This is a genomic window from Sphingomonas sp. SP4 (assembly GCF_058313375.1).
In genome coordinates this window covers 983,417-1,008,024 of sequence record NZ_JBZFLE010000002.1, presented here as the reverse complement: position 1 = coordinate 1,008,024, position 24,608 = coordinate 983,417, and the positions used below count along the sequence as shown (strand labels likewise).

General features: G+C 63.1%; 32 protein-coding genes. 25 read left to right on the top strand and 7 right to left on the bottom strand.

Annotated features, from left to right (window positions below; genetic code table 11):
* Positions 1–32 precede the first annotated feature (32 nt).
* From AC4GYV_RS14495 to AC4GYV_RS14480, 4 genes are read left to right on the top strand one after another with little or no spacing between them, the layout of a single operon-like run.
* Positions 33–440, top strand: coding sequence for a hypothetical protein (locus AC4GYV_RS14495; RefSeq protein WP_491101404.1), 408 nt, complete (start codon positions 33–35; stop codon positions 438–440).
* Positions 440–859 carry a hypothetical protein gene (locus tag AC4GYV_RS14490; RefSeq protein WP_491101403.1) on the top strand — a complete coding sequence of 140 codons (420 nt, stop codon included), beginning with the start codon at positions 440–442 and terminating at the stop codon, positions 857–859. Before AC4GYV_RS14495 ends, AC4GYV_RS14490 begins: the two co-directional genes overlap by 1 nt.
* 4 nt (positions 860–863) lie before the next feature.
* The gene (locus AC4GYV_RS14485) at positions 864–1,079 is read left to right on the top strand and encodes a helix-turn-helix transcriptional regulator (protein ID WP_491101402.1); all 216 of its coding nucleotides are present in this window, start codon (positions 864–866) and stop codon (positions 1,077–1,079) included.
* A gap of 21 nt (positions 1,080–1,100) precedes the next feature.
* Entirely contained in the window at positions 1,101–1,967 is an 867-nt protein-coding gene (locus AC4GYV_RS14480) for an alpha/beta fold hydrolase (RefSeq protein WP_491101401.1), read from the top strand.
* Here the strand turns inward: AC4GYV_RS14480 and AC4GYV_RS14475 are convergent.
* Together AC4GYV_RS14475 and AC4GYV_RS14470 are read right to left on the bottom strand one after the other, a co-directional pair.
* Entirely contained in the window at positions 1,964–2,407 is a 444-nt protein-coding gene (locus AC4GYV_RS14475; protein WP_491101400.1) for an OsmC family protein, read from the bottom strand. The two genes, AC4GYV_RS14480 and AC4GYV_RS14475, sit on opposite strands and share 4 nt — an antisense overlap.
* A gap of 12 nt (positions 2,408–2,419) precedes the next feature.
* Entirely contained in the window at positions 2,420–3,385 is a 966-nt protein-coding gene (locus tag AC4GYV_RS14470; protein WP_491101399.1) for an aldo/keto reductase family protein, read from the bottom strand.
* Positions 3,386–4,069: 684 nt separating this feature from the next.
* On the opposite strand from AC4GYV_RS14470, the gene AC4GYV_RS14465 reads away from it, so the two are divergent.
* Together AC4GYV_RS14465 and AC4GYV_RS14460 are read left to right on the top strand one after the other, a co-directional pair.
* Complete coding sequence (locus tag AC4GYV_RS14465) at positions 4,070–4,813, top strand: alpha/beta fold hydrolase (protein WP_491101398.1); 744 nt, start codon at positions 4,070–4,072, stop codon at positions 4,811–4,813.
* A complete protein-coding gene (locus AC4GYV_RS14460) occupies positions 4,810–5,514 on the top strand; it encodes a tetratricopeptide repeat protein (protein ID WP_491101397.1) in 705 nt (234 codons plus the stop codon). The genes AC4GYV_RS14465 and AC4GYV_RS14460 overlap by 4 nt, the downstream gene beginning before the upstream one ends.
* Here the strand turns inward: AC4GYV_RS14460 and AC4GYV_RS14455 are convergent.
* A complete protein-coding gene (locus AC4GYV_RS14455; protein WP_491101396.1) occupies positions 5,499–6,287 on the bottom strand; it encodes an SIMPL domain-containing protein in 789 nt (262 codons plus the stop codon). The two genes, AC4GYV_RS14460 and AC4GYV_RS14455, sit on opposite strands and share 16 nt — an antisense overlap.
* Positions 6,288–6,355: 68 nt before the next feature.
* Here AC4GYV_RS14455 and AC4GYV_RS14450 point away from each other — a divergent pair, with 68 nt between their 5' ends.
* From AC4GYV_RS14450 to AC4GYV_RS14435, 4 genes are all read left to right on the top strand, one after another.
* A complete protein-coding gene (locus tag AC4GYV_RS14450) occupies positions 6,356–6,772 on the top strand; it encodes a VOC family protein (protein ID WP_491101395.1) in 417 nt (138 codons plus the stop codon).
* Complete coding sequence (locus tag AC4GYV_RS14445; protein ID WP_491101394.1) at positions 6,766–7,827, top strand: NAD(P)H-dependent flavin oxidoreductase; 1,062 nt, start codon at positions 6,766–6,768, stop codon at positions 7,825–7,827. The genes AC4GYV_RS14450 and AC4GYV_RS14445 overlap by 7 nt, the downstream gene beginning before the upstream one ends.
* An 11-nt stretch (positions 7,828–7,838) precedes the next feature.
* The gene (gloB, locus tag AC4GYV_RS14440; protein WP_491101393.1) at positions 7,839–8,555 is read left to right on the top strand and encodes a hydroxyacylglutathione hydrolase; all 717 of its coding nucleotides are present in this window, start codon (positions 7,839–7,841) and stop codon (positions 8,553–8,555) included.
* Between the two features lie 198 nt (positions 8,556–8,753).
* On the top strand, positions 8,754–9,167 hold the full coding sequence (locus AC4GYV_RS14435) for a hypothetical protein (RefSeq protein WP_491101392.1): 414 nt from the start codon (positions 8,754–8,756) through the stop codon (positions 9,165–9,167).
* On the opposite strand, the gene AC4GYV_RS14430 is transcribed toward AC4GYV_RS14435, so the two are convergent.
* The 3 genes from AC4GYV_RS14430 to AC4GYV_RS14420 are packed head-to-tail and all read right to left on the bottom strand — an operon-like array spanning position 9,164 to position 13,654.
* Positions 9,164–10,867 carry an AMP-dependent synthetase/ligase gene (locus AC4GYV_RS14430; RefSeq protein WP_491101619.1) on the bottom strand — a complete coding sequence of 568 codons (1,704 nt, stop codon included), beginning with the start codon at positions 10,865–10,867 and terminating at the stop codon, positions 9,164–9,166. The two genes, AC4GYV_RS14435 and AC4GYV_RS14430, sit on opposite strands and share 4 nt — an antisense overlap.
* Before the next feature lie 48 nt (positions 10,868–10,915).
* Positions 10,916–12,616, bottom strand: coding sequence for a gamma-glutamyltransferase (gene ggt / locus AC4GYV_RS14425; protein WP_491101391.1), 1,701 nt, complete (start codon positions 12,614–12,616; stop codon positions 10,916–10,918).
* A gap of 9 nt (positions 12,617–12,625) precedes the next feature.
* Entirely contained in the window at positions 12,626–13,654 is a 1,029-nt protein-coding gene (locus AC4GYV_RS14420) for a quinone-dependent dihydroorotate dehydrogenase (protein WP_491101390.1), read from the bottom strand.
* A gap of 108 nt (positions 13,655–13,762) precedes the next feature.
* Between AC4GYV_RS14420 and AC4GYV_RS14415 the strand changes: the two genes are divergently transcribed.
* The 14 genes from AC4GYV_RS14415 to AC4GYV_RS14350 all read left to right on the top strand — a co-directional run bounded on the left by AC4GYV_RS14415 (position 13,763) and on the right by AC4GYV_RS14350 (position 23,704).
* Entirely contained in the window at positions 13,763–14,239 is a 477-nt protein-coding gene (locus AC4GYV_RS14415; protein ID WP_491101389.1) for an RrF2 family transcriptional regulator, read from the top strand.
* Entirely contained in the window at positions 14,236–15,711 is a 1,476-nt protein-coding gene (sufB, locus tag AC4GYV_RS14410; protein ID WP_491101388.1) for a Fe-S cluster assembly protein SufB, read from the top strand. The genes AC4GYV_RS14415 and sufB overlap by 4 nt, the downstream gene beginning before the upstream one ends.
* The gene (locus tag AC4GYV_RS14405; protein ID WP_491101387.1) at positions 15,708–16,097 is read left to right on the top strand and encodes a hypothetical protein; all 390 of its coding nucleotides are present in this window, start codon (positions 15,708–15,710) and stop codon (positions 16,095–16,097) included. Before sufB ends, AC4GYV_RS14405 begins: the two co-directional genes overlap by 4 nt.
* 1 nt (position 16,098) lies before the next feature.
* Positions 16,099–16,842, top strand: coding sequence for a Fe-S cluster assembly ATPase SufC (gene sufC / locus AC4GYV_RS14400; protein ID WP_491101386.1), 744 nt, complete (start codon positions 16,099–16,101; stop codon positions 16,840–16,842).
* On the top strand, positions 16,839–17,576 hold the full coding sequence (locus AC4GYV_RS14395) for a SufD family Fe-S cluster assembly protein (protein ID WP_491101385.1): 738 nt from the start codon (positions 16,839–16,841) through the stop codon (positions 17,574–17,576). Before sufC ends, AC4GYV_RS14395 begins: the two co-directional genes overlap by 4 nt.
* Positions 17,573–18,763, top strand: coding sequence for a cysteine desulfurase (locus AC4GYV_RS14390; RefSeq protein ID WP_491101384.1), 1,191 nt, complete (start codon positions 17,573–17,575; stop codon positions 18,761–18,763). Before AC4GYV_RS14395 ends, AC4GYV_RS14390 begins: the two co-directional genes overlap by 4 nt.
* Positions 18,760–19,215: an SUF system Fe-S cluster assembly protein gene (locus AC4GYV_RS14385; protein ID WP_491101383.1), complete on the top strand. Its 456-nt coding sequence runs from the start codon at positions 18,760–18,762 to the stop codon at positions 19,213–19,215. Before AC4GYV_RS14390 ends, AC4GYV_RS14385 begins: the two co-directional genes overlap by 4 nt.
* Positions 19,212–19,571, top strand: coding sequence for a HesB/IscA family protein (locus AC4GYV_RS14380; RefSeq protein ID WP_491101382.1), 360 nt, complete (start codon positions 19,212–19,214; stop codon positions 19,569–19,571). The genes AC4GYV_RS14385 and AC4GYV_RS14380 overlap by 4 nt, the downstream gene beginning before the upstream one ends.
* Positions 19,541–20,008 (top strand): GNAT family N-acetyltransferase, encoded by a 468-nt coding sequence (locus tag AC4GYV_RS14375; protein WP_491101381.1) that lies wholly within the window; start codon positions 19,541–19,543, stop codon positions 20,006–20,008. Before AC4GYV_RS14380 ends, AC4GYV_RS14375 begins: the two co-directional genes overlap by 31 nt.
* 59 nt (positions 20,009–20,067) lie before the next feature.
* Positions 20,068–20,325: a hypothetical protein gene (locus AC4GYV_RS14370; RefSeq protein ID WP_491101380.1), complete on the top strand. Its 258-nt coding sequence runs from the start codon at positions 20,068–20,070 to the stop codon at positions 20,323–20,325.
* A 31-nt stretch (positions 20,326–20,356) separates the two neighbouring features.
* Positions 20,357–21,088 carry a methanethiol S-methyltransferase gene (mddA, locus tag AC4GYV_RS14365; RefSeq protein ID WP_491101379.1) on the top strand — a complete coding sequence of 244 codons (732 nt, stop codon included), beginning with the start codon at positions 20,357–20,359 and terminating at the stop codon, positions 21,086–21,088.
* A 45-nt stretch (positions 21,089–21,133) separates the two neighbouring features.
* Positions 21,134–21,805 carry a pyrimidine 5'-nucleotidase gene (locus tag AC4GYV_RS14360; RefSeq protein WP_491101378.1) on the top strand — a complete coding sequence of 224 codons (672 nt, stop codon included), beginning with the start codon at positions 21,134–21,136 and terminating at the stop codon, positions 21,803–21,805.
* Positions 21,802–22,623, top strand: coding sequence for a 2,3,4,5-tetrahydropyridine-2,6-dicarboxylate N-succinyltransferase (dapD, locus tag AC4GYV_RS14355; protein ID WP_491101377.1), 822 nt, complete (start codon positions 21,802–21,804; stop codon positions 22,621–22,623). Before AC4GYV_RS14360 ends, dapD begins: the two co-directional genes overlap by 4 nt.
* A 73-nt stretch (positions 22,624–22,696) precedes the next feature.
* On the top strand, positions 22,697–23,704 hold the full coding sequence (locus AC4GYV_RS14350) for a DMT family transporter (protein WP_491101376.1): 1,008 nt from the start codon (positions 22,697–22,699) through the stop codon (positions 23,702–23,704).
* Here AC4GYV_RS14350 and AC4GYV_RS14345 read toward each other — a convergent pair.
* The gene (locus tag AC4GYV_RS14345) at positions 23,664–24,230 is read right to left on the bottom strand and encodes a TlpA family protein disulfide reductase (protein WP_491101375.1); all 567 of its coding nucleotides are present in this window, start codon (positions 24,228–24,230) and stop codon (positions 23,664–23,666) included. The two genes, AC4GYV_RS14350 and AC4GYV_RS14345, sit on opposite strands and share 41 nt — an antisense overlap.
* A 48-nt stretch (positions 24,231–24,278) precedes the next feature.
* Between AC4GYV_RS14345 and AC4GYV_RS14340 the strand changes: the two genes are divergently transcribed.
* On the top strand, positions 24,279–24,605 hold the full coding sequence (locus tag AC4GYV_RS14340) for a hypothetical protein (RefSeq protein ID WP_491101374.1): 327 nt from the start codon (positions 24,279–24,281) through the stop codon (positions 24,603–24,605).
* The last annotated feature ends 3 nt before the right edge of the window (positions 24,606–24,608 follow it).

The window sequence follows — 24,608 nt, the reverse complement described above, 5'->3', positions numbered from 1 at the left end:
GCTTCCTTTACCAAGGGATAAGGACGCTTGACATGATTCGGACCTCTGCCTGGAAGCGCTACAACTGGCGCGTGGTTTGGCTGAGCCTTGCCTACGCCGCTCTCCTTCTGCCCGCCGTTTACGGGTTCAAGCATGGCTTGGTACCCGGCGCAGTTCAGTATTTCGTCGCCGTTCTCCCGGCCTTGCCAATCATCGGCATCTTCGTCGCGATCGGCCGCTACCTGATCGAGGAGCAGGACGAGTACGTCCGCATGTTGATGGTCCGCCAGACGCTCTTCGCGAGCGCCTTCGCGCTTAGCGTCGCTACGGTCTGGGGCTTCCTCGAGAACTTCGATCTCGTCGGTCACGCCGACGGTTACTGGGTCGCCATCTGCTGGTTCGCAGGGCTGGGCATGGGCGGCATCGTCAACAAGCTTACGCTCGGCGACGGAGGCTGCTGATGGAAAACTTCACTCCTGCCCAACGCGCCCATACGCGCCGTAGCTTGTGGCTGCTCCTAGTCTATGCGCTCGTCTTGCCTCCACTTGTTTGGCTTCATGCGACGCACCGTCTCAGCCCGGCAATCTCGCTCGCGATGGCCCTCGTGGCATCGATTCCGCTGCTCGGTGTCTTTGCCAGCTGGGGCCGATACCTCTCGGACGAGCGTGACGAATATCATCAGGCCATGACGCTGCGGCGGATCGCCATCGCCACCAATGCGACGATGGGCGCAGCGATCGTCTGGGGTTTCTTGCAAGCGTTCGGCGTGATGCCGCTGGTGGAGGCCTATTGGATCCCGTTCGTCTGGGTGATGATCCAGGGCTTCGGCGCGCTCTTCGCGACGCTGTCGCGGCGCGGCGCCAAGGCGACGGAGGAATAGGGCGATGGAGAACCGCCTTCGTCTCCTGCGCGCCGAGCGCAATTGGAGCCAGCAGGATCTGGCTGAGCGGCTCGAAGTCTCGCGGCAAAGCGTGAATGCGATCGAGACAGGCAAGTACGATCCCTCACTGCCGCTCGCCTTCCGCATTGCCGAGCTGTTCGACCTGTCGATCGAAGAAATTTTCGTCTCACCGTCACGGCGCAGCTCGCGCGCCATCTGAATTTCGAAAAGGGGAACTCTCATGTTTCGCATTTGTGCGCTGATCCTTGGCGTCCTCGCCGCGTCCACGTTGGACTGGACGCCCGCTCACGCCGCGGCCCCAGCCGCCGAACAGAGGCTTAGTCGGATTACTATCCGCAGCGTTGGTCAGGGATCGCCGGTCGTATTGATCCCAGGGCTCGCCTCGTCAGCTTCCGTTTATGACGGTCTCGCCGCCAAGATCGGACCGAACCACCGCCTCATCTTTGTCCAGGTCAACGGTTTCGCCGGCAGTCAGCCGGGCGCCTCGCTGAACAATCTGTTGCCGGGCGCGGTTGACGAGCTCGCGGCATGGCTGGCTGCCAACCACATCGCAAAACCGGCCGTGATCGGCCATTCGATGGGCGGTTTGATGGCGCTGATGCTCGCCAAGAAGCATCCAGAGGCTGCTGGCAAGCTTCTGATCGTCGACGCGCTGCCCTTCTACGGCATGCTCTTCGGTCCGTCGGCCACTCCGGACGCCGTCCGTCCGGTGGTCGAGCAGATGCGCGCCGGTCTCGTCAGCGGAAACAGCCCCCCGCAGGTTCCGCCCCACATGTCGAACACTGACGCAGGCAAGGCGAAGATCCTGGAATGGCTGAAGTCGTCGGACCCAAAAACCGTCGGCGAGGCGCTAGTCGAGGATGCAACGACCGACGTTCGCGCTGATCTCCCGTCGATCAAGCAGCCGGTGACCGTCCTCTATGCTGTGGCAAGTCCCACTGCGAAGGCGATGGTCGAGGGCCTTTACGCCGACGCTTACAAGGCGCTGCCGGCAGTCAAGCTCGTGCCGGTCGAGAACAGCGAGCATTTCATCATGCTCGACCAGCCCGCGAGTTTCGACGAAGCCGTTGTGACCTTCCTGCGCTAGGCGCCGGCAGCCACTCCGACGTTCACCGTCAACTCCATGTCCGCCTTGAGCAGCTTGGAGACGGGGCAATTCCGCTTCGCGTCCTCGGCGAGGGCGCGAAGCCTTTCTTCATCAAGGCTCGGAACGTCGGCCGTCAGCGTGAGGTCGGACCGCGTGATGGCAAAGCCTTCGCCTTCCTGATCAAGCTTCACGCGAGCCGTCGTCTCCAGCCGCGCGTCGGTGATCCCTTCCTTTGCCAGTGCAAACGACAAAGCCATGGTGAAGCATCCTGCATGAGCGGCCGCGATCAGCTCCTCGGGGTTGGTGCCTCGCTCGTCGCCGAAGCGGGTCTTGAAGCCATAACGCTGGTCCTGCAGCACGCCTGATTGGGTCGTGAGCGAACCGACGCCCTCCTTGCCGGTGCCTTGGTATCGCGCGGTTGCGGAGCGGGTGATGGCCATGCTTCTTCTCCTCTAGGCTTCGACGCGTCCAAGCGCTTCGTCGACGATCGCTTCGGCGCGCATGAACAGCTGAGTATCGATGACGACCCCCGATGCTGCCGCATTCTCGCGTACCTGCTCGGGTCGGGATGCGCCGATAATCGCCGAGGCGACGTTGGGCTCCCGCAGCACCCAGGCTAGCGCAAACTGAGGAAGCGTCAGTCCGGCCTCCTCGGCAATGGGCTTCAGCCGCTGCACGGCGCGAAGCACGTCCGGCTCCAGTAGCCGGTCCATGAAGCCGCTCATGCTCTCGCTCGCGGCGCGGGAATCGCGCGGCGGCGGGCGATCGGGATCATATTTGCCAGACAGCACACCCTGCCCAAGCGGGGACCAGACGATCTGTGAAATGCCGTTCGCCGCACACAGAGGAATGACCTCGTCCTCCGGCTCGCGCCAGAGCAATGAATATTGCGGCTGGCTCGACACGAATTTCGCGAACCCGTGCGCGTTGCACAGGTCGATCGCCGACTGGATCCGCTCTGCAGGCCATTCCGAAAAGCCGATGTAGCGCGTCTTGCCGCTCTCGACCGCGCGGGTCAGCGCTTCGAGCGTTTCCTCGAGCGGCGTGTCCCAGTCGTACCGGTGGCATTGGTAAAGATCGACATAGTCGGTACGCAGGCGCCGCAGGGACGCATCGAGTTGCTTCTCGATCTGCTCGCGCGACAGCCCTCGATCCGTCTCGGACATGGGGAAATAGAGCTTCGTTGCGAGTACATAAGAGTCACGGGGACGGCCCTGAAGGGCCTCTCCCAAAAACGACTCGGCTGCACCCCGTCCATAGATGTTGGCAGTGTCGACGAAGTTGATCCCCTGATCGAATGCCTCGTCCAGGCAGGCCCGCGCCTTGTCCGCCTCGACGCCAACTCCGTAGGTCAGCCAGGAGCCGAGGGAGATTTCGGATACGTTGAGATCGCTATCGCCGAGCTTCCGGTATTTCATGGAGAGCCTCCTCGAATTCGCAAGCGTATAACAGCATCGTCGTTGTAAGTTCGCGCTGAACGTCGGTGGTGTATCGTGTTCTAAGCACGGCTGGCGCGATATCGCAGGCTGCCGGTAGGAGAGAGTGATATGCCTGTCTCGCTAATCTTGAGCGCATTCCTCTTGGCCGTTCCCGCCACGACTACCCAGCCCGCACCAGTGTCCCACCCTCCAATCACTATCACGCAGCAACAAATCGCCGGCCGTGAGCAAACGGTCTGCCGTTGGATGGGCACCGGTACTATTTTCCCCAAACGCATATGCCTGGCGCCCGAGGACTGGGATAAACTGGAAAGAAATGCGGAGGATGACCTTCAGCGCATGCGTGAAATTCAGCATCAAAGATGCTTCGGCATTCGGTGCTGATTAACAACCAAGTTGGCTGAAGGTAACTCGTTGACTCGTCGGTATTTATTCGCTGGCGCACACTTGGATTTGTGGTAGATTGAAGTCGTCAAACGGGGAGGGGGTTTCCATGTTCGACGACACTCTGCGTGAGAATCTCAAGAACATTTCGATCGGTCTCGGACTGTCTGCCGTCGTCATCGGCGCTGCGCTGACCGTCGCGTTCTGGTGATCTGACGCGGCCCCGGCCGCGTTCGATCAAAAGTGTCGCGCCTGGCGTGAATCCGTCTAGTTGGGCGGATGACGTTGGAGTTGCGCCACCTGGATGTCGGCGAACGCTGCATCGCCTACCGCCTTCGCGCCGGCGGCTCGCCTACCCTCGTCTTCTTCCCTGGCTATGCGTCGGACATGGAAGGCACGAAAGCCTTCGCGCTGGATGCCTTTGCAGAACGGAGCGGCCTCTCGATCCTCCGCTTCGACTATTCCGGCACGGGATCCAGCGGTGGCGAGTTCGAAGAAGGCACGCTCGCGCTGTGGTTGGAGGAAGCACTCTGCGTTATCGACCAGGTCACCGAAGGCCCACTCGTTCTGATCGGTTCATCGATGGGTGGATGGATTGCACTTCACGTCGCCCTCCTTCGCCCGGAACGAGTTCAGGCGCTGGTCGGAATCGCCGCTGCACCGGACTTCACCGAGTGGGGCTTCACGGATGGCCAGAAGGAAACATTGCTCGCGGAAGGCCGCCTCGAAGAGCCGAACCCCTACGGACCTGAGCCGCAAATCGTCACGCGCTCTTTCTGGGAGTCGGGCGAAGAGTTGCGCCTGCTGGACGCGCGTATCGACATCACATCTCCGGTAAGGCTGGTCCATGGCGAGCGCGACGAAGACGTACCGCTCGACATCGCCTTCCGCACCATGCGCGCGCTCCGTTCAGCCGATGTCCAGCTATTGACCATCAAGGGCGGCGGGCACCGGCTGTCCGAACCCCATGAGATCGATGCGATCCTGCGGACGGTCGCTTCCCTGCTGGAGCCGAACCAATGATCCTCGCCATCGCCGCCACAATAGCCGCTGCCGCTCCCGCGTCCACTACTCCCGCTGCGTGCCCCGACGTGGGCACGCCCGATGCGCTAGTCTGTAAGGCGCTCCAGGCGCAGAACGCCGGCGACGAGCAAGGCGCTGCCGAAGCATTCGAGGCAGCAGCGAAGGCGTCGTCCGAGAAGGATCCGAAGACCTCTCGTCTCTACGCGGCCGCCGGCAACATGTGGATCGCGGCCGGTCAGGCGGGGAAGGCCGCGCTCGACATCGACAAGGCCCTCACCCTTCCCGGTCTCGAAGGCGAGCAGCGGGGTGAGGCCTTGCTTGACCGAGCCCGAGCTGCCGAGTCCCAAAACGATTTGAAAACCGCCCGCGCACGGCTGAACGAGGCGCGCGCAACGATCGCCGAAGACCCATTCTATTGGTATTTCTCTGCGGCCCTCGCGATCCGCGAAAACGATCCGGGCACGGCCCAATCCTCGATCGGCCAGGCGCTGAAGCTTGCGCCCAGCGATCCGACGATCCTGTTCGAGGCTGGTCACGTCGCCCACTTCACTGGCGATGAGGTGGGTGCTCGCGATTATTGGACGCGTGCATCGGCGGGCGATCCCAACGGCCCTACCGGAAAGGCGGCGCGGGATGCACTGAAGATGCTGCCCGCGCCAACCACCGTCGTTACAGAGCCGAAGCCTCAGCCCAAGTCGTAATCGATCGTCGTCACGACGCGGACTTTCTGGAACGGCGAGCTTCCGCCCGATGAACCGCAGTCGTCACAATCCTCGCCGTCACGCGCGCCGACCGAGAAATAGCCCTGGCTCGCGGTCTTCATCTTCCCGACCGCGACCCCGCTGTCGTGCGCGAACTGCTCGGCGCTCTGACGGGCGTTCTTGTTGGCTTCGGCAATCATCTGCGGCTTCAGCCGGTTGAGCCCTGTGAACGTGTAGCTGATGCCGCTCCCTGAAAGCTCGACGCCGTCCCGCAGCAGTTGCGCCTGTTGCGTATAGGCGTCGCGCGCCTTCATGACGTCATTCGTACGGAGCTGAATTGACCGGCTGACGACCAGCTTCTGCGGGCCGACCGGCTTGCCTGAATTGTCCCGCTGCTGCTCGCGATTGAGGGACACATCGGTATCCGTGACTTCGCTGGGCTTGAAACCCGCCCGCTGGAAGAATGCGCGCACTGCCCGCGCCTGATTGTCCGTCGATTGCTGAACCGAATTGAGATCCTCGCCCTGGTGCGAGAAACTGACCGACCAGGTCGCCAGGTCGGCGGTGACGTTGCGTTCGGAAACGCCGCGCACCGTCACGTTCCTGTGCTCCGCCATCTTGGAACGGCGCAAGCCGTCTCCCAGCGCGTAGCCGCTTGTGGTGAGACCAACCGCAAATATCGCGACCGCGCCTAAAAGGACGGCACGGCTGTCCTGCAGCTTCTGGATCATCTGTGTGATACCCTGCGTTCGTCCGCATTGACGAGCAGCCACCGGTCACGATCGCCGGTCACGGCTGCGACGAACCGTGCTTTTATAGCGATGAGTTGAGACGAAGCGAAATGAAATTCCTGCATTCGATGATCCGAGTGTCCGATCCGCACGCCACTGTTGCATTTTTTCAACTGCTCGGCCTCAAGGAGCGAAGGCGGATGGACAATGAGGCGGGCCGGTTCACGCTGATCTTCCTCGGCGTGCCGGGCGATCCTGGGGGCGAGGTCGAGCTCACGCATAATTGGGACGAGTCCGGATATGCGGGCGGCCGCAACTTCGGCCATCTCGCCTACCAAGTGGATGACATTTACGAGACCTGCAGCCGGCTGATGGATGCCGGCGTGACGATCAATCGGCCGCCGCGCGACGGCCGCATGGCCTTCGTCCGCACACCCGACAACATCTCAATCGAATTGCTTCAGAATGGCGCCGCGCTGGCGCCCGCGGAGCCCTGGGCTTCGATGGCGAACAGCGGCGAATGGTAAGTTGGCGCGACCGGCGCTTCCTCGACCTGGTCGGGGTCGAACAGCCGATCATCCAGTCGCCCATGGCCAACGTCGGCGGCGTCGATCTGTGCGTTGCTGCGTCTCGTGGCGGCGCGCTTGGGTCGCTGCCTTGCGGAATGCTTCCGGCAGATCAAATCCGCCAGCAGCTCATTGCGGTTCGAAGTCAGACTCATGGACCGGTGAACCTCAACTTCTTCTGTCACCACATGCCTCACCAGGTCGACGATGGTAGCTGGAGGGCTCTTCTCCTGCCCTATTACACCGCTTTGGGCGTCGATGAGCCGGCTGCTGGCGCCCTCAGATTGCCCTTCAACGATCGCAGCTGCGAGGTGGTCGAAGAACTCCGGCCGAAAGTCGTGAGCTTTCACTTCGGACTGCCGGACGAAGACCTGTTCGATCGTGTCAAAGCCACCGGAGCGACGATCCTCGGCTGCGCAACGACGGTCGCCGAAGCAATCTTTTTGGAGGACGCAGGCGTCGATGCGATCATCGCGCAGGGTTATGAGGCCGGGGGCCACACCGGGCGGTTCCTGGAGAGCAGCGATTGGCGCGAAGCACCAGGCCTCTTTGCCCTCATCCCGCAAGTCGTCGACGCCGTTTCTGTGCCGGTCATCGCGGCAGGCGCAATCGCTGACGGACGTACGATCGCGGCCGCTTTGACGCTCGGCGCGAGCGCGGTTCAGGTCGGCACTGCCTATCTCCATTGTCCCGAGACCTTCCTTCCGGATGGGCACAAGGAGATGCTCAAGAAACGCCAGACGATCATGACCAACGTCTATAGTGGCGGCATCGCGCGCGCGGTGCGTGGCCGTCTCATCGACGAGATTGGACCGATCCGCTGGGAGGCACCGCCCTACCCGCTCGCGGGACTTGTCATCTCGCCGTTGTTCGTCGCGGCCATGGAACGTGAAGACTATGGATTCCTGCCGAGCCTCGCCGGCCAGAATGCAGCCCTTGGTGAGCCGATGGGCGCGACGGAACTGACGCGCAAGCTCGCCAGCGACGCGCTGGCGGTGCTCGGGCATCAGAGGTAAAGGCCTGGCGCATGGAGATCGTCGCGGTCCCTGCCTTCAGCGACAATTATATCTGGCTCGTCCATGACGAAGACAGCGGCCAGACCGCGGTCGTTGACCCCGGCGACGCCGCCCCAGCGCTAGAAGAGGCCAAGCGGCGCGGTTGGACCATTTCCCAGATCTGGAACACTCACTGGCATCCCGATCACACCGGCGGGAACATCGTCATCAAGGAAGCGACCGGCGTGCTGGTCTCGGGTCCCGAACGGGAGGACATTCCGGCGCGAGACATTCCCCTCTCCGAAGGCGACGAGATCCGCATTGGCGATCATCGGGGCCGCGTCATCGAGGTCCCCGGCCACACGCTCGGTCACATCGCCTTGATCTTCGACGAGGATAAGGTGGCGTTTGTCGGCGATACTTTGTTCGCCATGGGCTGTGGCCGCCTGTTTGAGGGCAGCCCGGAGCAGATGTATCGCTCTCTTCAACGACTGACCGAACTGCCCGATGACGCCCGCCTCTACTGTGCTCACGAATACACGCTCGCGAACGCGCGGTTCGCTGAACATGCGGAGCCTGACAATGCGGCAGTCGGCCGCCGCCTCGAAGAAGTGAAGGCGCTGCGCGATGAGGGGAAGATCACGGTTCCGACCACTGTCGCGCAGGAGCGTGAAACCAATCCCTTCGTCCGCGCCACAGACGTGGAGGAATTCGCTCGTCGCCGCACCGCCAAAGACAGCTTTCGTTAATGATCGAAAGCGCTCTGGAATAGCGGCGCAGAGATATGGTTGAGGTCGCAATGCATGCCAAGGATATGCAGCACGCGTCGTCGATCTGACGAGCCGCATGCCGGTAGGTAGCTGCACCGTAGGCGAAATTGTGCCATATGGCGTAACCGCTGGAAGCTGACGGGTGCGGAGAAAAAGAGAAGAAAAGCGAGGTTCGATATGCGCAAATTGCCAATGATGATCGTCGGCGTCGCCCTTCTTGCGGGTTGTACCAATGCTCCGCAAACGGCGCAGGACGCTCAGGGAGTGGCCCGCCTCCAGGCGATGCTTGCCGGCAAGACTGCCGAGGCCAAGATCACCTGCATCCCTTCCGTCTACTCCGGCAACGCTCCTAGCGTGGTCACCAACAACAACGTGGCATTCTACGTGAACCCAAGCCTGGTCTACGTCAGCGACGTCGAGGGAAGTGGCTGCTCCGATGCGGCTGACCCCAGCAACATCATAATTACCAAATCGTCCAGCGCGCTGGGACTTTGCTCGGGCGACGAGATGAGGATCATCGACCAGCAGACGAAGGCCCTCAAGGGCGCCTGCGTCCTCAGCAACTTCACCCCATACCGGCGAGCCGGCTAGCGCCGGTATAGTGCGGCGAGCCGCTCGCCGTAGACCTTGTTGATGACGTGACGCCGGATCTTGAGTGACGGCGTCAGCTGCTCGTTCTCGATCGTAAAGCCCTCGTCCGCGAGGATGAAACGCCTCACACGTTCGATTACCGACAGGTCGGCGTTCACGCGATCGACCGCCTTCTGAAGGCGCTGCTGCAGGTCTGGCTTCGAGGCAATCTCCGCTTCTGGAACCAGCAGCGCGACCAAGTGCGGCTCGCGATCGCCGTAGACCATCGCCTGCGCGATCTCCGGCTGGAGCGTCAACATTCCTTCGATCCGCTGCGGCGACACATTGTCGCCCTTGTCGTTGACGATCAGGTCTTTCTTGCGGTCGGTGATGACGATCCGGCCCTTCTCGTCGAAATGCCCCACATCGCCTGTCGCGAGCCAGCCGTCCTTCAGGACGCGCGCGGTCTCCTCCTCGTTGCGCCAATAACCATGCATGACGTTCTCGCCGCGAACCATGATCTCGCCATCCTCGGCGATCCGGACCTCGCAACCGGCTGGCGGCCCAACCGTGTCGAGGCGAATGCCGACGCGCGGCCGATTGCAGCTGATGAGCGGCGCCGCTTCTGTCTGGCCGTAGCCCTGCAGGAAGGTGATCCCCAGAGATTCGAAGAAGATGCCGACCTCAGGATTGAGCGGGGCGCCGCCTGACACCCAAGCCTTGACCCGGCCGCCCACTTTCTCCCTGATCTTGCGCCGAAGCGTCAGTGCGAGGATTCCATCCATCGGGAGATCCCAGGGCTTGAGCTTCCCTTCATATTTGTCCGAACCGATCTTCAGCGCGCGCTGCAACAGGTACTTCGACAGCCCGCCGCTGCTTTCGATCGTCTTGATGATGCGTGAGCGTAGCATCTCGAACAGCCGCGGGACGACGACCATGATCGTCGGGTGCACTTCTTCGATATTGGAGGCGAGGCGCTCGAGGCTCTCGGCGTAATAGATTTGCGCACCCAAGGCGATCGGGAACATCTGCCCGCCGGTATGCTCGTAAGCATGGCTCGCGGGCAGGAATGACAGGAACACTTCGTCGTCCCAGCCGAAGTCGCTTGAGATGATGTCGGTGCAAGCCTCCAGGTTGCAGAGGATCGCGCCGTGATGCTGCTGCACCCCTCGCGGCGCACCGCCCGTGCCGCTCGTATAGATGATGCAGGCGAGGTCTCCGCGAGCGACCTTCTTTTCGCGCTCGCGCAGCCCTTCGACGTCCGCTTCCCCAGCCGTAAGATCCGCCCAGTGATGGACGTTAACCCAGTCCGGCGTCTGCCCGACCCGAATGTCGTCGATACCAATGATGTGGTGGCATTCGCTCGACGTCAGCACGGCGGGCACCAAATTCTTAGCGAGCTTCTGGTTCGACACTATAACGGCGCGCGCACCCGAATTGCCCAGGATGTGCGCGTGATCGCGCGTCGTGTTGGTCGTGTAGGTCGGAACCGTCACACAACCTGCAGCCATGATGGCGAGGTCGGCGATCAGCCATTCCGGACGGTTCTCACTGACCAGAGCCACCCGGTCGCCGGGTTGCAGACCAATGGCCCGCAACGATGCCGAAAGGGCCGCAACCTGCCGCGCCGCTTCATTCCAGCTGATCGACTGCCATGCGCCTTCACGCTTGGCCCAGAGAAATGGCGCATCGCCCTTCTCCTGGGCGCGCGTCAGGAACATGGAGACGAGGTTTTCGAACCGTTCGAGTTGCCGAGCCAAAGTTCCCCCTTATTCCGAAACGACAGCGCCCTCGCTGCGCGGATCGGCCGCACCCACCCAGCGGCCATTTACGAACTCGACCGCATTGCCCTTGAAGGTCGTCGGCGGACGGTAGTCGATACTTGTATGACCCAGCGCCTGCAGCTGCGGAGCGATGCCTTCCAGGAACGTGCCGCGCTCCAGATACACCGTATCGCCGCCCGGTGCGAAGATCGTCGGAAGCGCAACGGCTTGCTGCGCACTGAGATGCCAGTCGATGACGCCGATGATTGCCTTTGCGACCTGGGCGATGATGGTCGCGCCGCCCGCCGCGCCGACTGCCAGACGCACGTGGCCATCGGGGCCGTAGACGATCGTGGGACTCATCGAACTACGGGGACGCTTGCCGCCTTCCACGCGGTTCGCGACCGGCACGCCGTTGTTGGTAGGCGTGAAGCTGAAGTCGGTGAGCTCATTATTGAGATAATAGCCGTTGACCATCAGCCCCGAGCCGAAGCCGCTTTCTATGGTCGACGTCTCGGAGGCGACATCGCCCCATTTATCGACGGCGACAAAGTGCGAGGTTCCATGCTCTGCCGGTGACAGCCCCGGGGCCATTGCAGGTGCGCCCGGCGGTGTTCCCGCGGCAGCAATCGCGATCGTCCCATTCGGTGAGATCAGCGCAGAACGGCTGGCGAGATACTTCGCGTCCATCAACCCAAGGGTCGGCACATGGACGAAATCCGGATCGCCGAGATACTGATCACGGTCGGCATACGCGAGCCGCATGGACTCCGCGATCAAGTGCCAGCTCGTCGGATTGCGCGAGCCGAGACCGGTCAGGTCGAACCGTTCCAACTGCTTCAGGATCGCGAACACCGTCGTGGCGCCGGATGAGGAAGGCCCCATCCCGCAGATTCGGTAACCGCGATACGTGCCGCACACCGCCTCACGCGGCTTGGCGTCGTAGGAAGCGATGTCGCCAGTGGTCATCGGTGCGGGATTGTGCGGCGCCCTGCTGACCGCAGCCGCGATCGCCTGCGCGTTCGGGCCAACGTAGAAGCTATCCGGGCCACGCGCAGCGACCCGCTCGAGGAAGGCAGCGAGTGCCGGATTGCGGATCAGCGTGCCGACCGGCAGCGGATTGCCGTCCGCGGCGTAGAAGATGCCGCGCGCTTGGGCCGTGAAGGCCCCCGTCACGCGCGCACTCGCCAAGGCGTTGTGCAGGCGCGGCGTCATCTTGAACCCGTCACGCGCCAGCTTGATCGCTGGCTCGAACAGTGTCGCCCAGGGCAACTTGCCGTAGCGCTGATGCGCGGCCGCCATCATCCTGATGTTCCCGGGAACGCCAACGCTCTTCCCGCCCGGCTGCGCCTCCGAAAAGGGCATCGGCTGGCCGTCGACCAGGAACCAATTGCCGTCGGCGGCATGAGGCGCCGTTTCGCGCCCATCGAACGTGACTGCTTGTCCGCCCCGATCCGAGTAGACGAGATAGCCGCCCCCGCCGATGCCCGAGCTCTGCGGCTCGACCACGTTGAGCGCGAGCAAAGTCGCAAACGCTGCATCAACCGCACTGCCGCCCTTCCGAAGCATCTGCGCTCCGGCGTCGGCTGCACGCGGATCCGCGGCGCTGACCATTCCGGGGACGGCGGCTTGGGTAGAGGCAGGACTGGCGGCGCAACCGGCAAGCGAGACGAAGCCGGCAATGGAAACAAGCAAACGAAGGCGCATCAGCGTGCGCTACCCGGTCCCTACCGCGTCGGCAATGTTGGCGAAGCCGTGCTGCTTCATCCGCTCTGCAAGGCCCAGCGCGATCCGTCGCGCAATGCCTGGCCCTTCGTATACCATGGCCGAGTAGAGCTGGATCAGGCGCGCACCGGCACGAATTCGTTCCCACGCATCATCCGCAGTCGCGATCCCGCCAACACCGATCAGCGGGATCTCTCCGCCCGAAGCGGCCCGGAAGTCGCGCAGTGCCTTCGAAGCGAGGGGCTTGAGCGGCGCACCAGACAGGCCGCCGGTCTCACCCGCGTAACGCGATTTCAGCGGCGGACGGGATACCGTCGTGTTCGCAACGATGATCGCATCGATGCGCGCGTCGATTGCGGCGCGCACGATCTGCTCCGGCTCAGCTTCGCCAAGATCGGGTGCGACCTTCAGGAAAATCGGCTTGCCACTGCGGACTTCCTGCACGGCGCCGAGCAATGCTCGGAGCGCGCCCTCATCCTGCAATTGCCGAAGCCCCGGCGTATTCGGCGAGCTGATGTTAATCGTGATGTATCGAGCGACCGGCGCCATCGCGCGAACGCCTTTCACGTAATCCGCAATACGATCGGCGCTGTCCTTATTCGCGCCGACATTGACGCCGATGATCCCGTGAAAGTTGCTGCACCGTTGCAGCCGCTCGAACGCCGCCGCCTGCCCTTCGTTGTTGAAGCCCATCCGGTTGATGACGGCTTGATCCTCCGCAAGTCGGAACAGCCGCGGCCTCAGATTGCCCTCCTGTGGACGCGGGGTGACCGTACCAACTTCCACAAATCCGAAGCCGAAGCCGAGCATCTGTGCCGGCACCTCGGCATTCTTGTCGAAGCCAGCGGCCAGACCGACCGGGGAAGGAAACTCCAGGCCTGACAGGGTCGTGCGGAGGGAATCGGGAAAGCGCGGCGGCTGCCGCTTCGGCAGCAGACTCAACGCCTTTATGGTCGCCCGATGCGCTGCTTCCGCGTCGAGCGCGAAGGCAAATGGGCGAAGGAGCGGGTAGAGGCGCACATTCTGCGTCTGTCATCGCGGGCGCAATGAAGCAAATCCGGCACCTCGGCGGTTGAGTTTCGCGGGGCAACGCACTAAATCCTACCGCAGAACTCCGAATTATAGCTGATGCGCCTGACTCACCTCGCCGATTATGCGGTCGTGTTGATGACCGCCGCCGCTCGCCGGCCCAACGCCGCGCGCCTGAGCGCGACTGAGCTCTCGTCCGAAACGGGCGTGCCGTTGCCCACAGCCCAGAAGCTGATGGGGCTGCTCGCTGGCTCGGGCCTGCTGAGCAGCGTCCGCGGTGCAGGCGGCGGCTTCACGCTGGCCAGACCGGCAGGCGAAATCAGCCTGGCCGACATCGTCGAAGCTGTAGAGGGTCCGATCGCGATGACCGTCTGCTCGGGCCACGAGGGCGTGTCCGACTGCGCGTTGGACGCCCACTGCCGGGTCAAGCCGCACATGGGCATCGTCGGCAATGCGGTCCGCGGCGCGCTCGGCGCTGTCAGCCTCGAACAGCTGTGCGCACCTGCGCAGGCAGGTGCCCAGTCCAACAACAAGGAGTCCTGGGCTCCTGCGTTCGCAGAGGCACCGCGGGCATGACCGAAGACATCCGCAACCGCGAGGCGCATGAGGCCGCCGAGAAGCTCGCCGAATATGAATGGGGCTTCGTCTCCGACATCGAGCAGGAGTTCGCGCCCAAGGGGCTTAGCGAAGACACTGTCCGGTTCATCTCGGCCAAGAAGAATGAGCCGGAGTGGATGCTCGATTGGCGGCTCAAGGCGTATCGCGCCTGGCTCGAGATGGAGGAGGTCAGCTGGGCCAAGCTCGACATCCCGGAAATCGATTACCAGGACGCTTATTATTACGCGGCCCCCAAGGCGAAGCCGAAGCTTCAGAGCCTGGACGAGCTCGACCCGGAAATCCGCCGCACCTACGAGAAGCTCGGCATCCCGATCGAGGAGCAGAAGGTCCTCGCGGGAGTCGAAGGTGCCGCCAAGGTTGCCGTGGACGCGGTGTTCGACAGCGTCAGCGTCGCCACCACCTTCCGCGAGGAGCTCAAGAAGGCGGGCGTCATCTTCCTCAGCATCAGCGAGGCGATCCGCGAATATCCTGAGCTGGTGCAGAAGTATCTCGGCTCCGTCGTCCCCCAGCGCGACAATTATTTCGCCTGCCTCAACAGCGCGGTCTTTTCCGACGGCACGTTCGTCTACGTGCCCGAAGGCGTCCGCTGCCCGATGGAGCTGTCGACCTACTTCCGCATCAATGCGGAGAACACCGGCCAGTTCGAGCGCACGCTGATCGTCGCCGACAAGGGCGCCTACGTCTCCTACCTCGAGGGCTGCACCGCGCCGATGCGCGACGAGAACCAGCTGCACGCTGCGGTGGTCGAGATCTTCGCGCACGAAGACGCCGAGGTAAAATATTCGACGGTCCAGAACTGGTACCCCGGCGACAAGGAAGGCCGCGGCGGAATCTTCAATTTCGTGACCAAGCGTGCGCTCTGCTCGGGCGACCGCTCGAAGGTCAGCTGGACGCAAGTCGAGACCGGCAGCGCGATCACATGGAAATATCCGAGCTGCATTTTGAAGGGCGATGGCAGCGTCGGCGAATTCTACTCGGTCGCGCTGACCAACAACCGCCAGCAGGCCGACACCGGCACCAAGATGATCCACATCGGCGCCAACACACGCTCAACCATCGTATCGAAGGGCATCAGCGCGGGCCGGTCGAACAACACTTATCGCGGGCTGGTGCGCGTGCTCCCGCGCGCGGAAAACGTGCGCAACTTCACCCAGTGCGATTCACTGCTGCTTGGCGCCGACTGCGGGGCGCACACCGTGCCGTACATCGAGGTCAAGAACCCGACCGCGACGATCGAGCATGAAGCGACGACTTCGAAGATCAGTGAGGACCAGCTCTTCTACGCAATGTCGCGCGGGCTCGATCAGGAGGCGGCAGTCGCGTTGATCGTCAACGGCTTCGCCCGCGAAGTGCTGAAGCAACTGCCAATGGAGTTTGCTGTCGAAGCACAGAAGCTACTCGGAATTAGTTTGGAAGGTTCAGTCGGATGATGCCGCTGTTATTCCTCGCGGCGGCATCGGCCGATCTCGATGCGCTCGATCGAGCGGTGGCGAGGTGTGATCGAACCGCTGCGAACCCTGTCTTCGCCGGCGAAGCTGCGCGACGCAGCCAGTTCATGCTCGACACCTTCCGCGATCAGGAAGCCATCGTCGCGGATCGTCTGGCGCTCGCCGATCACCGTCGCGAACTCCGCGAGGCTGGACCGATCAAGGCGAGCGAGCAGAAGGTCCTCGACCTCCAAGACGCCGCTATTGAAGACCGCCAGCGCGCGCTCAATGACAAGCGGATGCTCGAAGGAATCCGCCAGGACGCGATGGACAACATGCGTCGCTATTTCCTGACCAACTGCCCCGCCGGGAAGGACATCGGCAAGTAAGATGCTCGACATTTCGAACCTCCACGCGACCGTCGCCGACAAGGCAATTCTCAACGGCGTGACGTTGCACGTGCCTGCGGGCGAGGTGCACGCGATCATGGGTCCGAACGGGTCGGGCAAGTCGACGCTGGCTTACACGCTTGCCGGCCGTCCGGGCTATGAAGTGACCGAAGGCGACGCGAGCTTCGAAGGCCGCGATCTCATCGCGATGGAGCCGCACGAGCGCGCCGCTGCCGGCCTGTTCCTGGGCTTCCAATATCCGGTCGAAATCCCGGGCATCTCATATCTTCAGTTCCTGCGCGAGAGCCTCAATTCGCAACGCCGTTCGCGCGGCGAAGCCGATTTATCCGGCGCCGAATTCATTCGTCTCGCACGCGCACAGGCCGAGCTTCTCGGAATGGACGCGGAGATGCTCAAGCGCCCCGTCAACGTCGGCTTCTCAGGCGGCGAAAAGAAGCGCGCCGAAATGGTCCAAATGGGCATCATGGCGCCCAAGTTCGCATTGCTCGACGAGACCGACAGCGGGCTCGATATCGACGCGCTGAAAGCCGTCGGCGCTGGCATCAATCGCATCATGCGGAGCGCCGACAAGGGCGTGCTTCTGATCACCCACTATCAGCGCCTTCTGGACTATGTCGAACCCGACAAGGTGCATGTGCTTCAGGCCGGGCGAATTGTGCGCAGCGGAGGACCCGAACTCGCGCGTGAATTGGAGCGCGAAGGTTATGCGGAGGCGGTTGCATGACCGCTCCATTTCCAACGCACAGACAAGAGGAGTGGCGTTACGCCGACCTCGACGCGCTGAAGCCCGTTTGGGAGGCGTTCGCCGAGCCGGTAACGCTCACCGTTGGTGCAGGCGAAAGCATCGAAGAAGTTTGGCTTCCCGTCGCGGATGACGTGCAATTGCGGCGCGTCCAACTCGCGCTCGGCAGCGGGGCGAAAGCACGCATTTTCGCGCTCAACAATGCGCCTGTTTACGGACGCATCGAGCTTGAAGTTTCACTGGCTGACGGCGCGGATTTCGAGCTGTTCGGTGCGAATATCGGCACCGGCGTTTCGACCAACGAGTTCGTCACCAACGTACGTCACATCGGGCCGGGCGGACGCTCGCGCCAGGTGATCCGTTCGGTGCTGAACGGCAAGGCCATCGGCTCCTATCTCGGCAAGGTCGAAGTGGCGCGTGGTGCGCAGCAAACCGATGGTGAACAATCGGTCAAAGCGATGCTGCTCGACCGCGGCGCAACCGCGAACTGCAAGCCCGAATTGGAGATCTACGCGGACGACGTGAAATGCGCGCATGGCGCCTCCGTCGGTGAGCTTGACGCGATGCAATTGTTCTACGCCGAAAGCCGCGGAATGGACCCGGCAACCGCCCGCGCATTGCTCCTCGAAGGTTTCATCATGGGCCTGTGGGACGGCGCGCAAGATCCGGACGCGATTTGCGAAGCAGCGCGCGCTGCATTGCGGAGAGTCGTATGAACGCCCCTGCCCGCATCAATTCCGCGCTGAGCGTTCGCGACCAATTTCCCGCGATCGTCGGCTGGCACTATCTCGACAGCGCCGCAACCGCGCAAAAACCGCAAGCGGTGATCGACGCGATCACAGACGCCTACTCGCGCGATTACGCCACCGTGCATCGCGGCGTGTACGAACGCTCCGCAACCATGACCGCGAGCTACGAAGCCGCTCGCGCAGCCGCGTCCAACCTGATTGGCGGACAACCTAACGAACTGATCTTCACGCGGGGCGCAACCGAAGCGATCAACCTCGTCGCGCGCACACTTCCGAAGAACGGCCGCAACCGCGTCCTGGTGTCGCAGCTCGAGCATCACAGCAATATCGTCCCGTGGCAGCTCGCCGGGTTCGAGATCGACGCTGTGCCGCTCACGCCGGACGGTCAGATCGATCTGGATGCGGCGGAAAGGATGCTCACAGAAGAGCATCGCGTCGTCGCATTCGCGCACGTGTCGAACGTGCTCGGCTCGATCCTCAACGCTAAGCGCGCGGCGGGGATCGCGCATTCGAAAGGCGCGCTGCTCCTGCTCGATGGATGCCAGGCGGTACCGCGTCTTGGGGTCGACATTGTCGACGTGGACGCCGATTTCTACGCCTTCTCCGCCCACAAGCTTTATGGACCGACAGGCATTGGCGCCCTGTGGGGCCGCGCCGAGCTGCTCGCGCAAATGCCGCCGTGGCAGGGCGGCGGCGCGATGATCGAGAAGGTCACGTTCGAGGAGACCACTTTCCTCGATCCGCCCGCGCGCTTCGAAGCCGGAACGCCGCATATCGTCGGCGCCGTTGGGCTTCACGCGGCAGTAAACTGGATCGAGAAGATCGGGACGGACGCGATTCACGCTCACGAATGCGCATTGGTCGGACAGACCCGCGACGCGCTACAGAGCATCCCTGGCGTGACCGTTTACGGCCCTGAGGACAGCGCCGGAATTGTCAGCTTCAACGTCGACGGGGTTCACCCGCACGACACGGCCACCATATTGGATGACGCGGGCGTCGCTGTCCGAGCCGGCCACCATTGCGCGCAGCCGTTGATGCGCTGGCTAGGCGTCGAGTCGACCGCTCGCGCGAGCTTCGCGGCGCACAGCGACAGCTCGGACGTCGAAGCACTCGTGCGCGGTATCGACCAGGTGAAGAGAATCTTCGGATGAACGAGGAACGCAGGATTGAGACGGAAGAGGTGGCGGGTGTCCCGACCCCTCCGCGCGCCCGCGTGACTCCCGAATTCGAGCGCAAGCGCGACTATCTCACCGGCTTCCTGTCGGGCGAGAAAGAGGAGGACCCAAAGGGCGGCGCCGGAAGCGATCTGCAATCGTCGGTCGTCGACGTGCTCAAGTCCATCTACGATCCCGAAATCCCGGTCGACATCTACGAGCTCGGCCTGATCTACGATGTCGAGATCAGCGAGGATGGCGACGCGACGATCACCATGACGCTGACGACGCCGCATTGCCCGGTCGCGGAGTCGCTTCCGCAGGAAGTAGAGGTCCGCGTTCTCTCCGTCCCGGGCATTCGCGACGCGGTCGTGAACCTCGTCTGGGATCCGCCGTGGGATCCGTCGAAAATGAGCGACGAAGCCCGCCTAGAATTGGGAATGTTGTGAACAAGCAAACCAAGCTCCGCGCCCGCCCAGCCGCGATCACGCTGACGCCGTCGGCTGAGCAGCGCATTGCGGACTTAATGAGCCGCGCGCCCGAAGGTGCGATCGGCGTTAAGCTTTCGACGCCGCGCCGCGGCTGCTCGGGCCTTGCCTATTCGGTCGATTACGTGACTGACGAACAGCCGTTTGACGAGAAAATCGAGACGCCTGGCGGTACCTTTTATGTCGACGGCGGGTCGGTGCTGTACCTCGTCGGATCAGTCATGGACTGGCGCGAGGATGATTTCGCCGCGGGCTTCGTGTTCGACAATCCGAACGCCAAGGGCGCATGCGGCTGCGGCGAAAGCTTCACTGTCTGATCATCCGCCGCGCAGAGCCGACGGATCACGCTATTTGGGCGACGATGCTCGCCCGGCTTCACTCGGACCTGACCGCCAAGGAGTTCGAGGCGGAACTCGACCGCTTCACCAGGTTGTCCGAACCCTACGTTGGCTTTCTCGCCTTTGAAGGCGAGGAGCCGGTCGGCGTGATCGACGCCCGAATCCGCAATTATGCTGAAGGCGCGCCGGACCTGCGCGCTGCCTACGTCGAGGACATCTGGATAGAGCCGGAACACCGTGGCAAGGGCGTCGCCTCACAGCTGCTCGCCGCAGTCGAAAGATGGGCTCGCGATCAAGGGCTGAATTGGCTCGGATCGGACGCACGTCTCGACAATGAGGCCAGTCACTCCTGGCACCGATCAATGGGCTTCGAGGAAACCGAGCGATTGGTCGTGTTCGGCAAGCCGCTGGACTGACGCGAAGCTTCACCGTCTGATCTGAAAATGATATTCAACGCGGCAGAAAGGAGATCGTGATGCTCCTCTTTGCCGCTGCTTTGATTGCAGGCATGCCTCCCGCGCAAGCTGTCGCCCAAGGCTCCTTCTCGCCCGGGCCGACCACGGAAAAGAATTGCCCGCGCACCAGCGCCTACACGGCCTGGCAGCGCGGCAAACCTGTCAGGCCGCAGAAGCTGAACGAGCTCCCCCCCGGCAACATGTATTCCGCCGTCTATCGGCGCATTGGCGAGTGCGAAGTTCCGATCGTCGTGCGCTACGGGGTGGGCGGTCGCTGAAGTTTTGCAACCAGCCGAAGGGGGGTCCGGCATGTCGCGCATCGCTTCGCTAATTGTCTCAATGGTCTGTTATGCGATCTTCTTCGCGACGTTCCTCTATCTTATCGTCTTTGTGGGTGGGTTTGAGTTCGCCCCAGTCACGGTGGATTCCGGTCCATCCGCGCCGCCGATGGCAGCGGCGACGATCAATCTCTTCCTGATCGCCCTCTTCGGCCTACAGCACAGTGCGATGGCGCGCCCGGGCTTCAAGCGATGGTGGACTAGCATCGTGCCCAAGCCGATCGAACGCAGCATCTATGTTCTGTCCGCCAGCATTGCGCTGATTATCCTATTTCTCTGCTGGCGGCCGATCGACACGATCGTCTGGAACGTCATGAACCCCATTGCGCGGGACCTTATCTGGCTGTTGTTCTGGGCCGGCTGGTTCACCGTCCTGCTCAGCACCTTCCTAATTAACCATTTTGAGCTGTTCGGCCTTCAGCAGGCTTGGTTCCACGTGCGCAACCGGGAAGCCGCAGAGCCGGAACTGCGCCAGCCATTCTTCTACCGTTGGATAGCGCACCCGCTCTATTCCGGCTTCGTCCTCGCCCTTTGGGCGACGCCGACCATGACTGCAGGACATCTGCTGCTCGCGGCCGGCCTCTCGGTCTATATCCTGATCGGGATCCGCTACGAGGAGCGGGACCTCGGCGACCTCTTCGGAGAGGAGTACCGCCGCTATCGCGCGGGCGTCGGGATGCTTGCACCGAGATTCCGCCGCTAGCGCCGCTTGCCCCCGCCCGCCGGCGGCGGTTAGTGCGGCCCAGCCATGGACCCGCGCTACGCCCATATCCGCGACTGGATCTTCGACCTCGACAATTGCCTTTACCCGGCGTCGACCGGTCTCTTCTCGCTGATCGACGAGCGCATGGGCGCCTATATCCAGCGGTTGCTCGGCTGTGACCCTGCCGAAGCTCGCCGCCTTCAAAAGGCGCATTTCCATGAGCACGGAACGACGCTCGCGGGCCTCATGAAAGAGCATGACGTCGATCCGACCGACTTTCTCGAAGACGTTCACGCCATCCCGCTCGACCGGGTCGCTTGCGATGCTCGGCTGAGTGACGCGCTCGGCCGCCTGCCCGGCCGCCGCTTCGTCTTCACCAACGGCGATGCGCCTTATGCCCGCCGGGTACTCGAAGCGATCGGCGTGCATGATCATTTCGAGGATCTTCACGACATCCATGCAAGCAGCTACCGGCCAAAGCCCGATCCTCACGGCTATGCCCTGCTTTGCGAGCGGTTCGGCATCGACCCGAAGCAGGCGCTTCTTGCCGACGACATGGTGCAGAATCTCGTGCCGGCGAAGGCACTTGGAATGACCACGATCTGGGTCGACAACGGCTCGGAGCGCGGCAATCACGGTTATGACGAGCGCTTCGTCGACCAGCGCATCACCAACGTGGGCGAGTGGCTCGAATCCATCCTAGGGGACAATGAATGAGCGATTTGCAGCGGGTCATCGAGCACGCATGGGAAGAGCGCGATTCCATTGGGCCGGACACGAAGGGGGCCGCGCGGCTGGGCGTCGACGCCGCACTGACGGCACTCGATAACGGCACCTCGCGGATCGCCGAGAAGATCGACGGCGAATGGGTTGTCAATCAGTGGCTCAAGAAGGCCGTGCTTCTGTCGTTCCGCCTGTACCCTATGGAGGCCATGTCGGGCGGGGTCGGCGGCTCGCATTGGTGGGACAAGGTGCCGCCCAAGTTCGCCGGCTGGGGCGAAAATGACTTCGCTGCCGCCGCCTTCCGCGCAGTCCCTGGCGCGATTGTTCGCCGCGGCGCCTACATCGCGCCCGGCGCGGTGCTGATGCCGAGCTTCGTGAACATCGGAGCGCGCGTCGGAGAAGGCACGATGGTCGATACATGGGCGACCGTCGGAAGCTGCGCGCAGATCGGCAGCAACGTTCACATCTCGGGCGGCGCCGGGATCGGGGGCGTGCTCGAGCCCCTGCAGGCGGGACCCGTGATCATTGAGGACGATTGCTTCATTGGCGCCCGTTCGGAAGTCGCCGAGGGCGTGATCGTCGAACGTGGGTCCGTTTTGTCGATGGGCGTGTTCCTAGGTGCTTCGACCAAGATCGTCGATCGCGCGACGGGCGAGGTCCACTACGGCCGCGTGCCCCCTTATTCCGTCGTCGTTCCCGGTACGCTTCCAGGCAAGGACAGTGGTCCAAGCCTCGCCTGCGCCGTGATCGTCAAGCAGGTCGACGAGCGCACCCGGTCCAAGACCAGCATCAATGAGCTCCTCCGGGACTGATAAGCTGAGCTTATAACCCGGACTCGCGCATTTGTTGGCGCTGCGGACGGCCGTTCCTTACCTCCGCGAGGCCATGAAACCGGTCGATCCACAAACGTTTGAGCGCAAGCTCGCGGAAGGCTCGGAGGGCGCAGACACCTATGGAGTGCCGGTGATCCGGACCGTCATGAACCGCAGCGACTGGCTCATCCTCGGCACCCTCGCCGTCATCTGGGGCGGTGCCTTTTTCTTTATCGGCGTTGCCGTGAAGCACGTGCCGCCGCTGACCTACGTGTGGATGAGGCTGACGATCGCCGCGATCGCGATGTGGACCTACCTCAAGGTGCGCGGACAGAGCCTCGGTCTGCCGCGGCAGGTGTGGGGCGCAATCTTCCTCCTCGCAATCCTGAACAACGCGCTGCCCTTCACGCTCTTCGGCTGGGGTCAGACGCATATCGCGAGCGGTCTCGCATCGATCCTGAACGGGACCACGCCTATCTGGGGCGTCGTTGTCGCCCACTTCATGACGCACGACGAGCGCATGACCCCGCGCAAGATCGCCGGCGTGCTGCTGGGGTTTGGCGGAATCGTGACGATGATCGGTCCGTCGCTTCTCTCGAGCCTCGGCACCAATGCGCTGGCACAACTCGCCTGCGTCCTGGCCTCGCTCAGCTACGCGCTGGCGGCCGTTTGGGCGCGGCGCTTCCGCAAGATCGGCGTGTCACCGCTCAGCGTCACCACCGGCCAGCTGACCGCGGGCGCCGTCGTGATGCTCCCGCTATCGATGTTCGTAGACCAACCCTGGACGCGCGCGTTCCCCCCGCTCAGCGCCTGGGCCGCGATCACCGCGCTCGCGCTTCTCTGCACCGCTTTCGGTTACGTGCTCTATTTCCGCCTGATCGACCGCGCCGGCGCCACCAATGCCTTGCTCGTAACATTGCTCGTCCCGCCAGTCGCGATCCTTCTGGGAGCGCTCTTCCTCAACGAGACGCTGGCGCCCCAGGACTTCCTCGGCCTGGGCCTGATCGCGCTCGGGCTAGTGGCGATTGATGGGCGACTGGTCAGCCTTTTGCGGGTGCGCCGCCTTCAGACAACAGTTTAGCGGCCTCCGGGCTCGTCCAGTCGAGATCGCCGATATACCGCCAGACCTCTCTGCCCTTGCCGTCATAGAGGATGGAGGTTGGAAGCACTTCCGCGCCCAGCTTACCCGAAAGCGCCATCTTCGAGTCCTGGTAGGCCGCCAGCTCCGGCGCTTTGGATTCCAGGAACGCGACGACTGACGGATGCGGTCCGCTATCCTGGCTGATCGCGACGACCTGAAGCGTGCCGTCCTTTGCATGCGACTTGGCCAGCTGGCTGAGCGTCGGAAGCTCCTTCACACACGGCGCGCACCAGGTTGCCCATAGGTTTACCAGCGTCGGCTTTCCTGAAAGTTCGGTCAGGTTGGTTTCTTCGCCATCGGGGTCATTGAAAGCCACGTCGGGCGCTGGCTGACCTTTATGGCTGCGGTCGACCCCCTTCACCTGTCTCGCATCAGCCGCCGGAGCGGCTTCGTTCGACCGTTGCGGCTCGGGCTTGTGACAGGCTGCTAAAATGAGAATTCCGGCGGCGATGAGGAGCGTGCGCATGGACGGCGGCGCTAGCGCAAGCGGCACCGAACGGCTAGTCGGGGGGCGATGAAGCCGCTGCGCCTCCTCTCGCTCGTCGTGATACTCGGCCTCGCCGGCTGCGGGCGCGTGGCAGAACTCAAGCCCGCCCCCGGACAAGCCATGCCCGTCAAGCCGCTCATGGCCCGGACGACTCCGACCGTGCAGGAATTGCTGACAAGGCCACCCAGCGCAAAGCCGGACCGGATCGACGAACTTATGACGCGCTCGCAGCCGCGCGAGCCAGATCCGTTCGATCTTCCGCCGCCGACCGGAGGCGCTGCCGAGCCCCATCCAATGAGCACCGACCCGCAGCCGGTATCGAACGGGACCGCACCGGCGCCTTCAGGAGAGTAAGCT

Excerpts from the sequence above, each read along its gene's own strand:
- AC4GYV_RS14495 (WP_491101404.1), top strand. The coding sequence starts at position 33 with ATGATTCGGACCTCTGCCTGGAAGCGCTACAACTGGCGCGTGGTTTGG.
- AC4GYV_RS14490 (WP_491101403.1), top strand. The coding sequence starts at position 440 with ATGGAAAACTTCACTCCTGCCCAACGCGCCCATACGCGCCGTAGCTTG.
- AC4GYV_RS14485 (WP_491101402.1), top strand. The coding sequence starts at position 864 with ATGGAGAACCGCCTTCGTCTCCTGCGCGCCGAGCGCAATTGGAGCCAG.
- AC4GYV_RS14480 (WP_491101401.1), top strand. The coding sequence starts at position 1,101 with ATGTTTCGCATTTGTGCGCTGATCCTTGGCGTCCTCGCCGCGTCCACG.
- AC4GYV_RS14475 (WP_491101400.1), bottom strand. The coding sequence starts at position 2,407 with ATGGCCATCACCCGCTCCGCAACCGCGCGATACCAAGGCACCGGCAAG.
- AC4GYV_RS14470 (WP_491101399.1), bottom strand. The coding sequence starts at position 3,385 with ATGAAATACCGGAAGCTCGGCGATAGCGATCTCAACGTATCCGAAATC.
- AC4GYV_RS14465 (WP_491101398.1), top strand. The coding sequence starts at position 4,070 with ATGACGTTGGAGTTGCGCCACCTGGATGTCGGCGAACGCTGCATCGCC.
- AC4GYV_RS14460 (WP_491101397.1), top strand. The coding sequence starts at position 4,810 with ATGATCCTCGCCATCGCCGCCACAATAGCCGCTGCCGCTCCCGCGTCC.
- AC4GYV_RS14450 (WP_491101395.1), top strand. The coding sequence starts at position 6,356 with ATGAAATTCCTGCATTCGATGATCCGAGTGTCCGATCCGCACGCCACT.
- AC4GYV_RS14445 (WP_491101394.1), top strand. The coding sequence starts at position 6,766 with ATGGTAAGTTGGCGCGACCGGCGCTTCCTCGACCTGGTCGGGGTCGAA.
- gloB (WP_491101393.1), top strand. The coding sequence starts at position 7,839 with ATGGAGATCGTCGCGGTCCCTGCCTTCAGCGACAATTATATCTGGCTC.
- AC4GYV_RS14435 (WP_491101392.1), top strand. The coding sequence starts at position 8,754 with ATGCGCAAATTGCCAATGATGATCGTCGGCGTCGCCCTTCTTGCGGGT.
- AC4GYV_RS14430 (WP_491101619.1), bottom strand. The coding sequence starts at position 10,867 with ATGTTCCTGACGCGCGCCCAGGAGAAGGGCGATGCGCCATTTCTCTGG.
- ggt (WP_491101391.1), bottom strand. The coding sequence starts at position 12,616 with ATGCGCCTTCGTTTGCTTGTTTCCATTGCCGGCTTCGTCTCGCTTGCC.
- AC4GYV_RS14415 (WP_491101389.1), top strand. The coding sequence starts at position 13,763 with ATGCGCCTGACTCACCTCGCCGATTATGCGGTCGTGTTGATGACCGCC.
- sufB (WP_491101388.1), top strand. The coding sequence starts at position 14,236 with ATGACCGAAGACATCCGCAACCGCGAGGCGCATGAGGCCGCCGAGAAG.
- AC4GYV_RS14405 (WP_491101387.1), top strand. The coding sequence starts at position 15,708 with ATGATGCCGCTGTTATTCCTCGCGGCGGCATCGGCCGATCTCGATGCG.
- sufC (WP_491101386.1), top strand. The coding sequence starts at position 16,099 with ATGCTCGACATTTCGAACCTCCACGCGACCGTCGCCGACAAGGCAATT.
- AC4GYV_RS14395 (WP_491101385.1), top strand. The coding sequence starts at position 16,839 with ATGACCGCTCCATTTCCAACGCACAGACAAGAGGAGTGGCGTTACGCC.
- AC4GYV_RS14390 (WP_491101384.1), top strand. The coding sequence starts at position 17,573 with ATGAACGCCCCTGCCCGCATCAATTCCGCGCTGAGCGTTCGCGACCAA.
- AC4GYV_RS14385 (WP_491101383.1), top strand. The coding sequence starts at position 18,760 with ATGAACGAGGAACGCAGGATTGAGACGGAAGAGGTGGCGGGTGTCCCG.
- AC4GYV_RS14375 (WP_491101381.1), top strand. The coding sequence starts at position 19,541 with ATGCGGCTGCGGCGAAAGCTTCACTGTCTGATCATCCGCCGCGCAGAG.
- AC4GYV_RS14370 (WP_491101380.1), top strand. The coding sequence starts at position 20,068 with ATGCTCCTCTTTGCCGCTGCTTTGATTGCAGGCATGCCTCCCGCGCAA.
- mddA (WP_491101379.1), top strand. The coding sequence starts at position 20,357 with ATGTCGCGCATCGCTTCGCTAATTGTCTCAATGGTCTGTTATGCGATC.
- AC4GYV_RS14360 (WP_491101378.1), top strand. The coding sequence starts at position 21,134 with ATGGACCCGCGCTACGCCCATATCCGCGACTGGATCTTCGACCTCGAC.
- dapD (WP_491101377.1), top strand. The coding sequence starts at position 21,802 with ATGAGCGATTTGCAGCGGGTCATCGAGCACGCATGGGAAGAGCGCGAT.
- AC4GYV_RS14350 (WP_491101376.1), top strand. The coding sequence starts at position 22,697 with ATGAAACCGGTCGATCCACAAACGTTTGAGCGCAAGCTCGCGGAAGGC.
- AC4GYV_RS14345 (WP_491101375.1), bottom strand. The coding sequence starts at position 24,230 with ATGCGCACGCTCCTCATCGCCGCCGGAATTCTCATTTTAGCAGCCTGT.
- AC4GYV_RS14340 (WP_491101374.1), top strand. The coding sequence starts at position 24,279 with ATGAAGCCGCTGCGCCTCCTCTCGCTCGTCGTGATACTCGGCCTCGCC.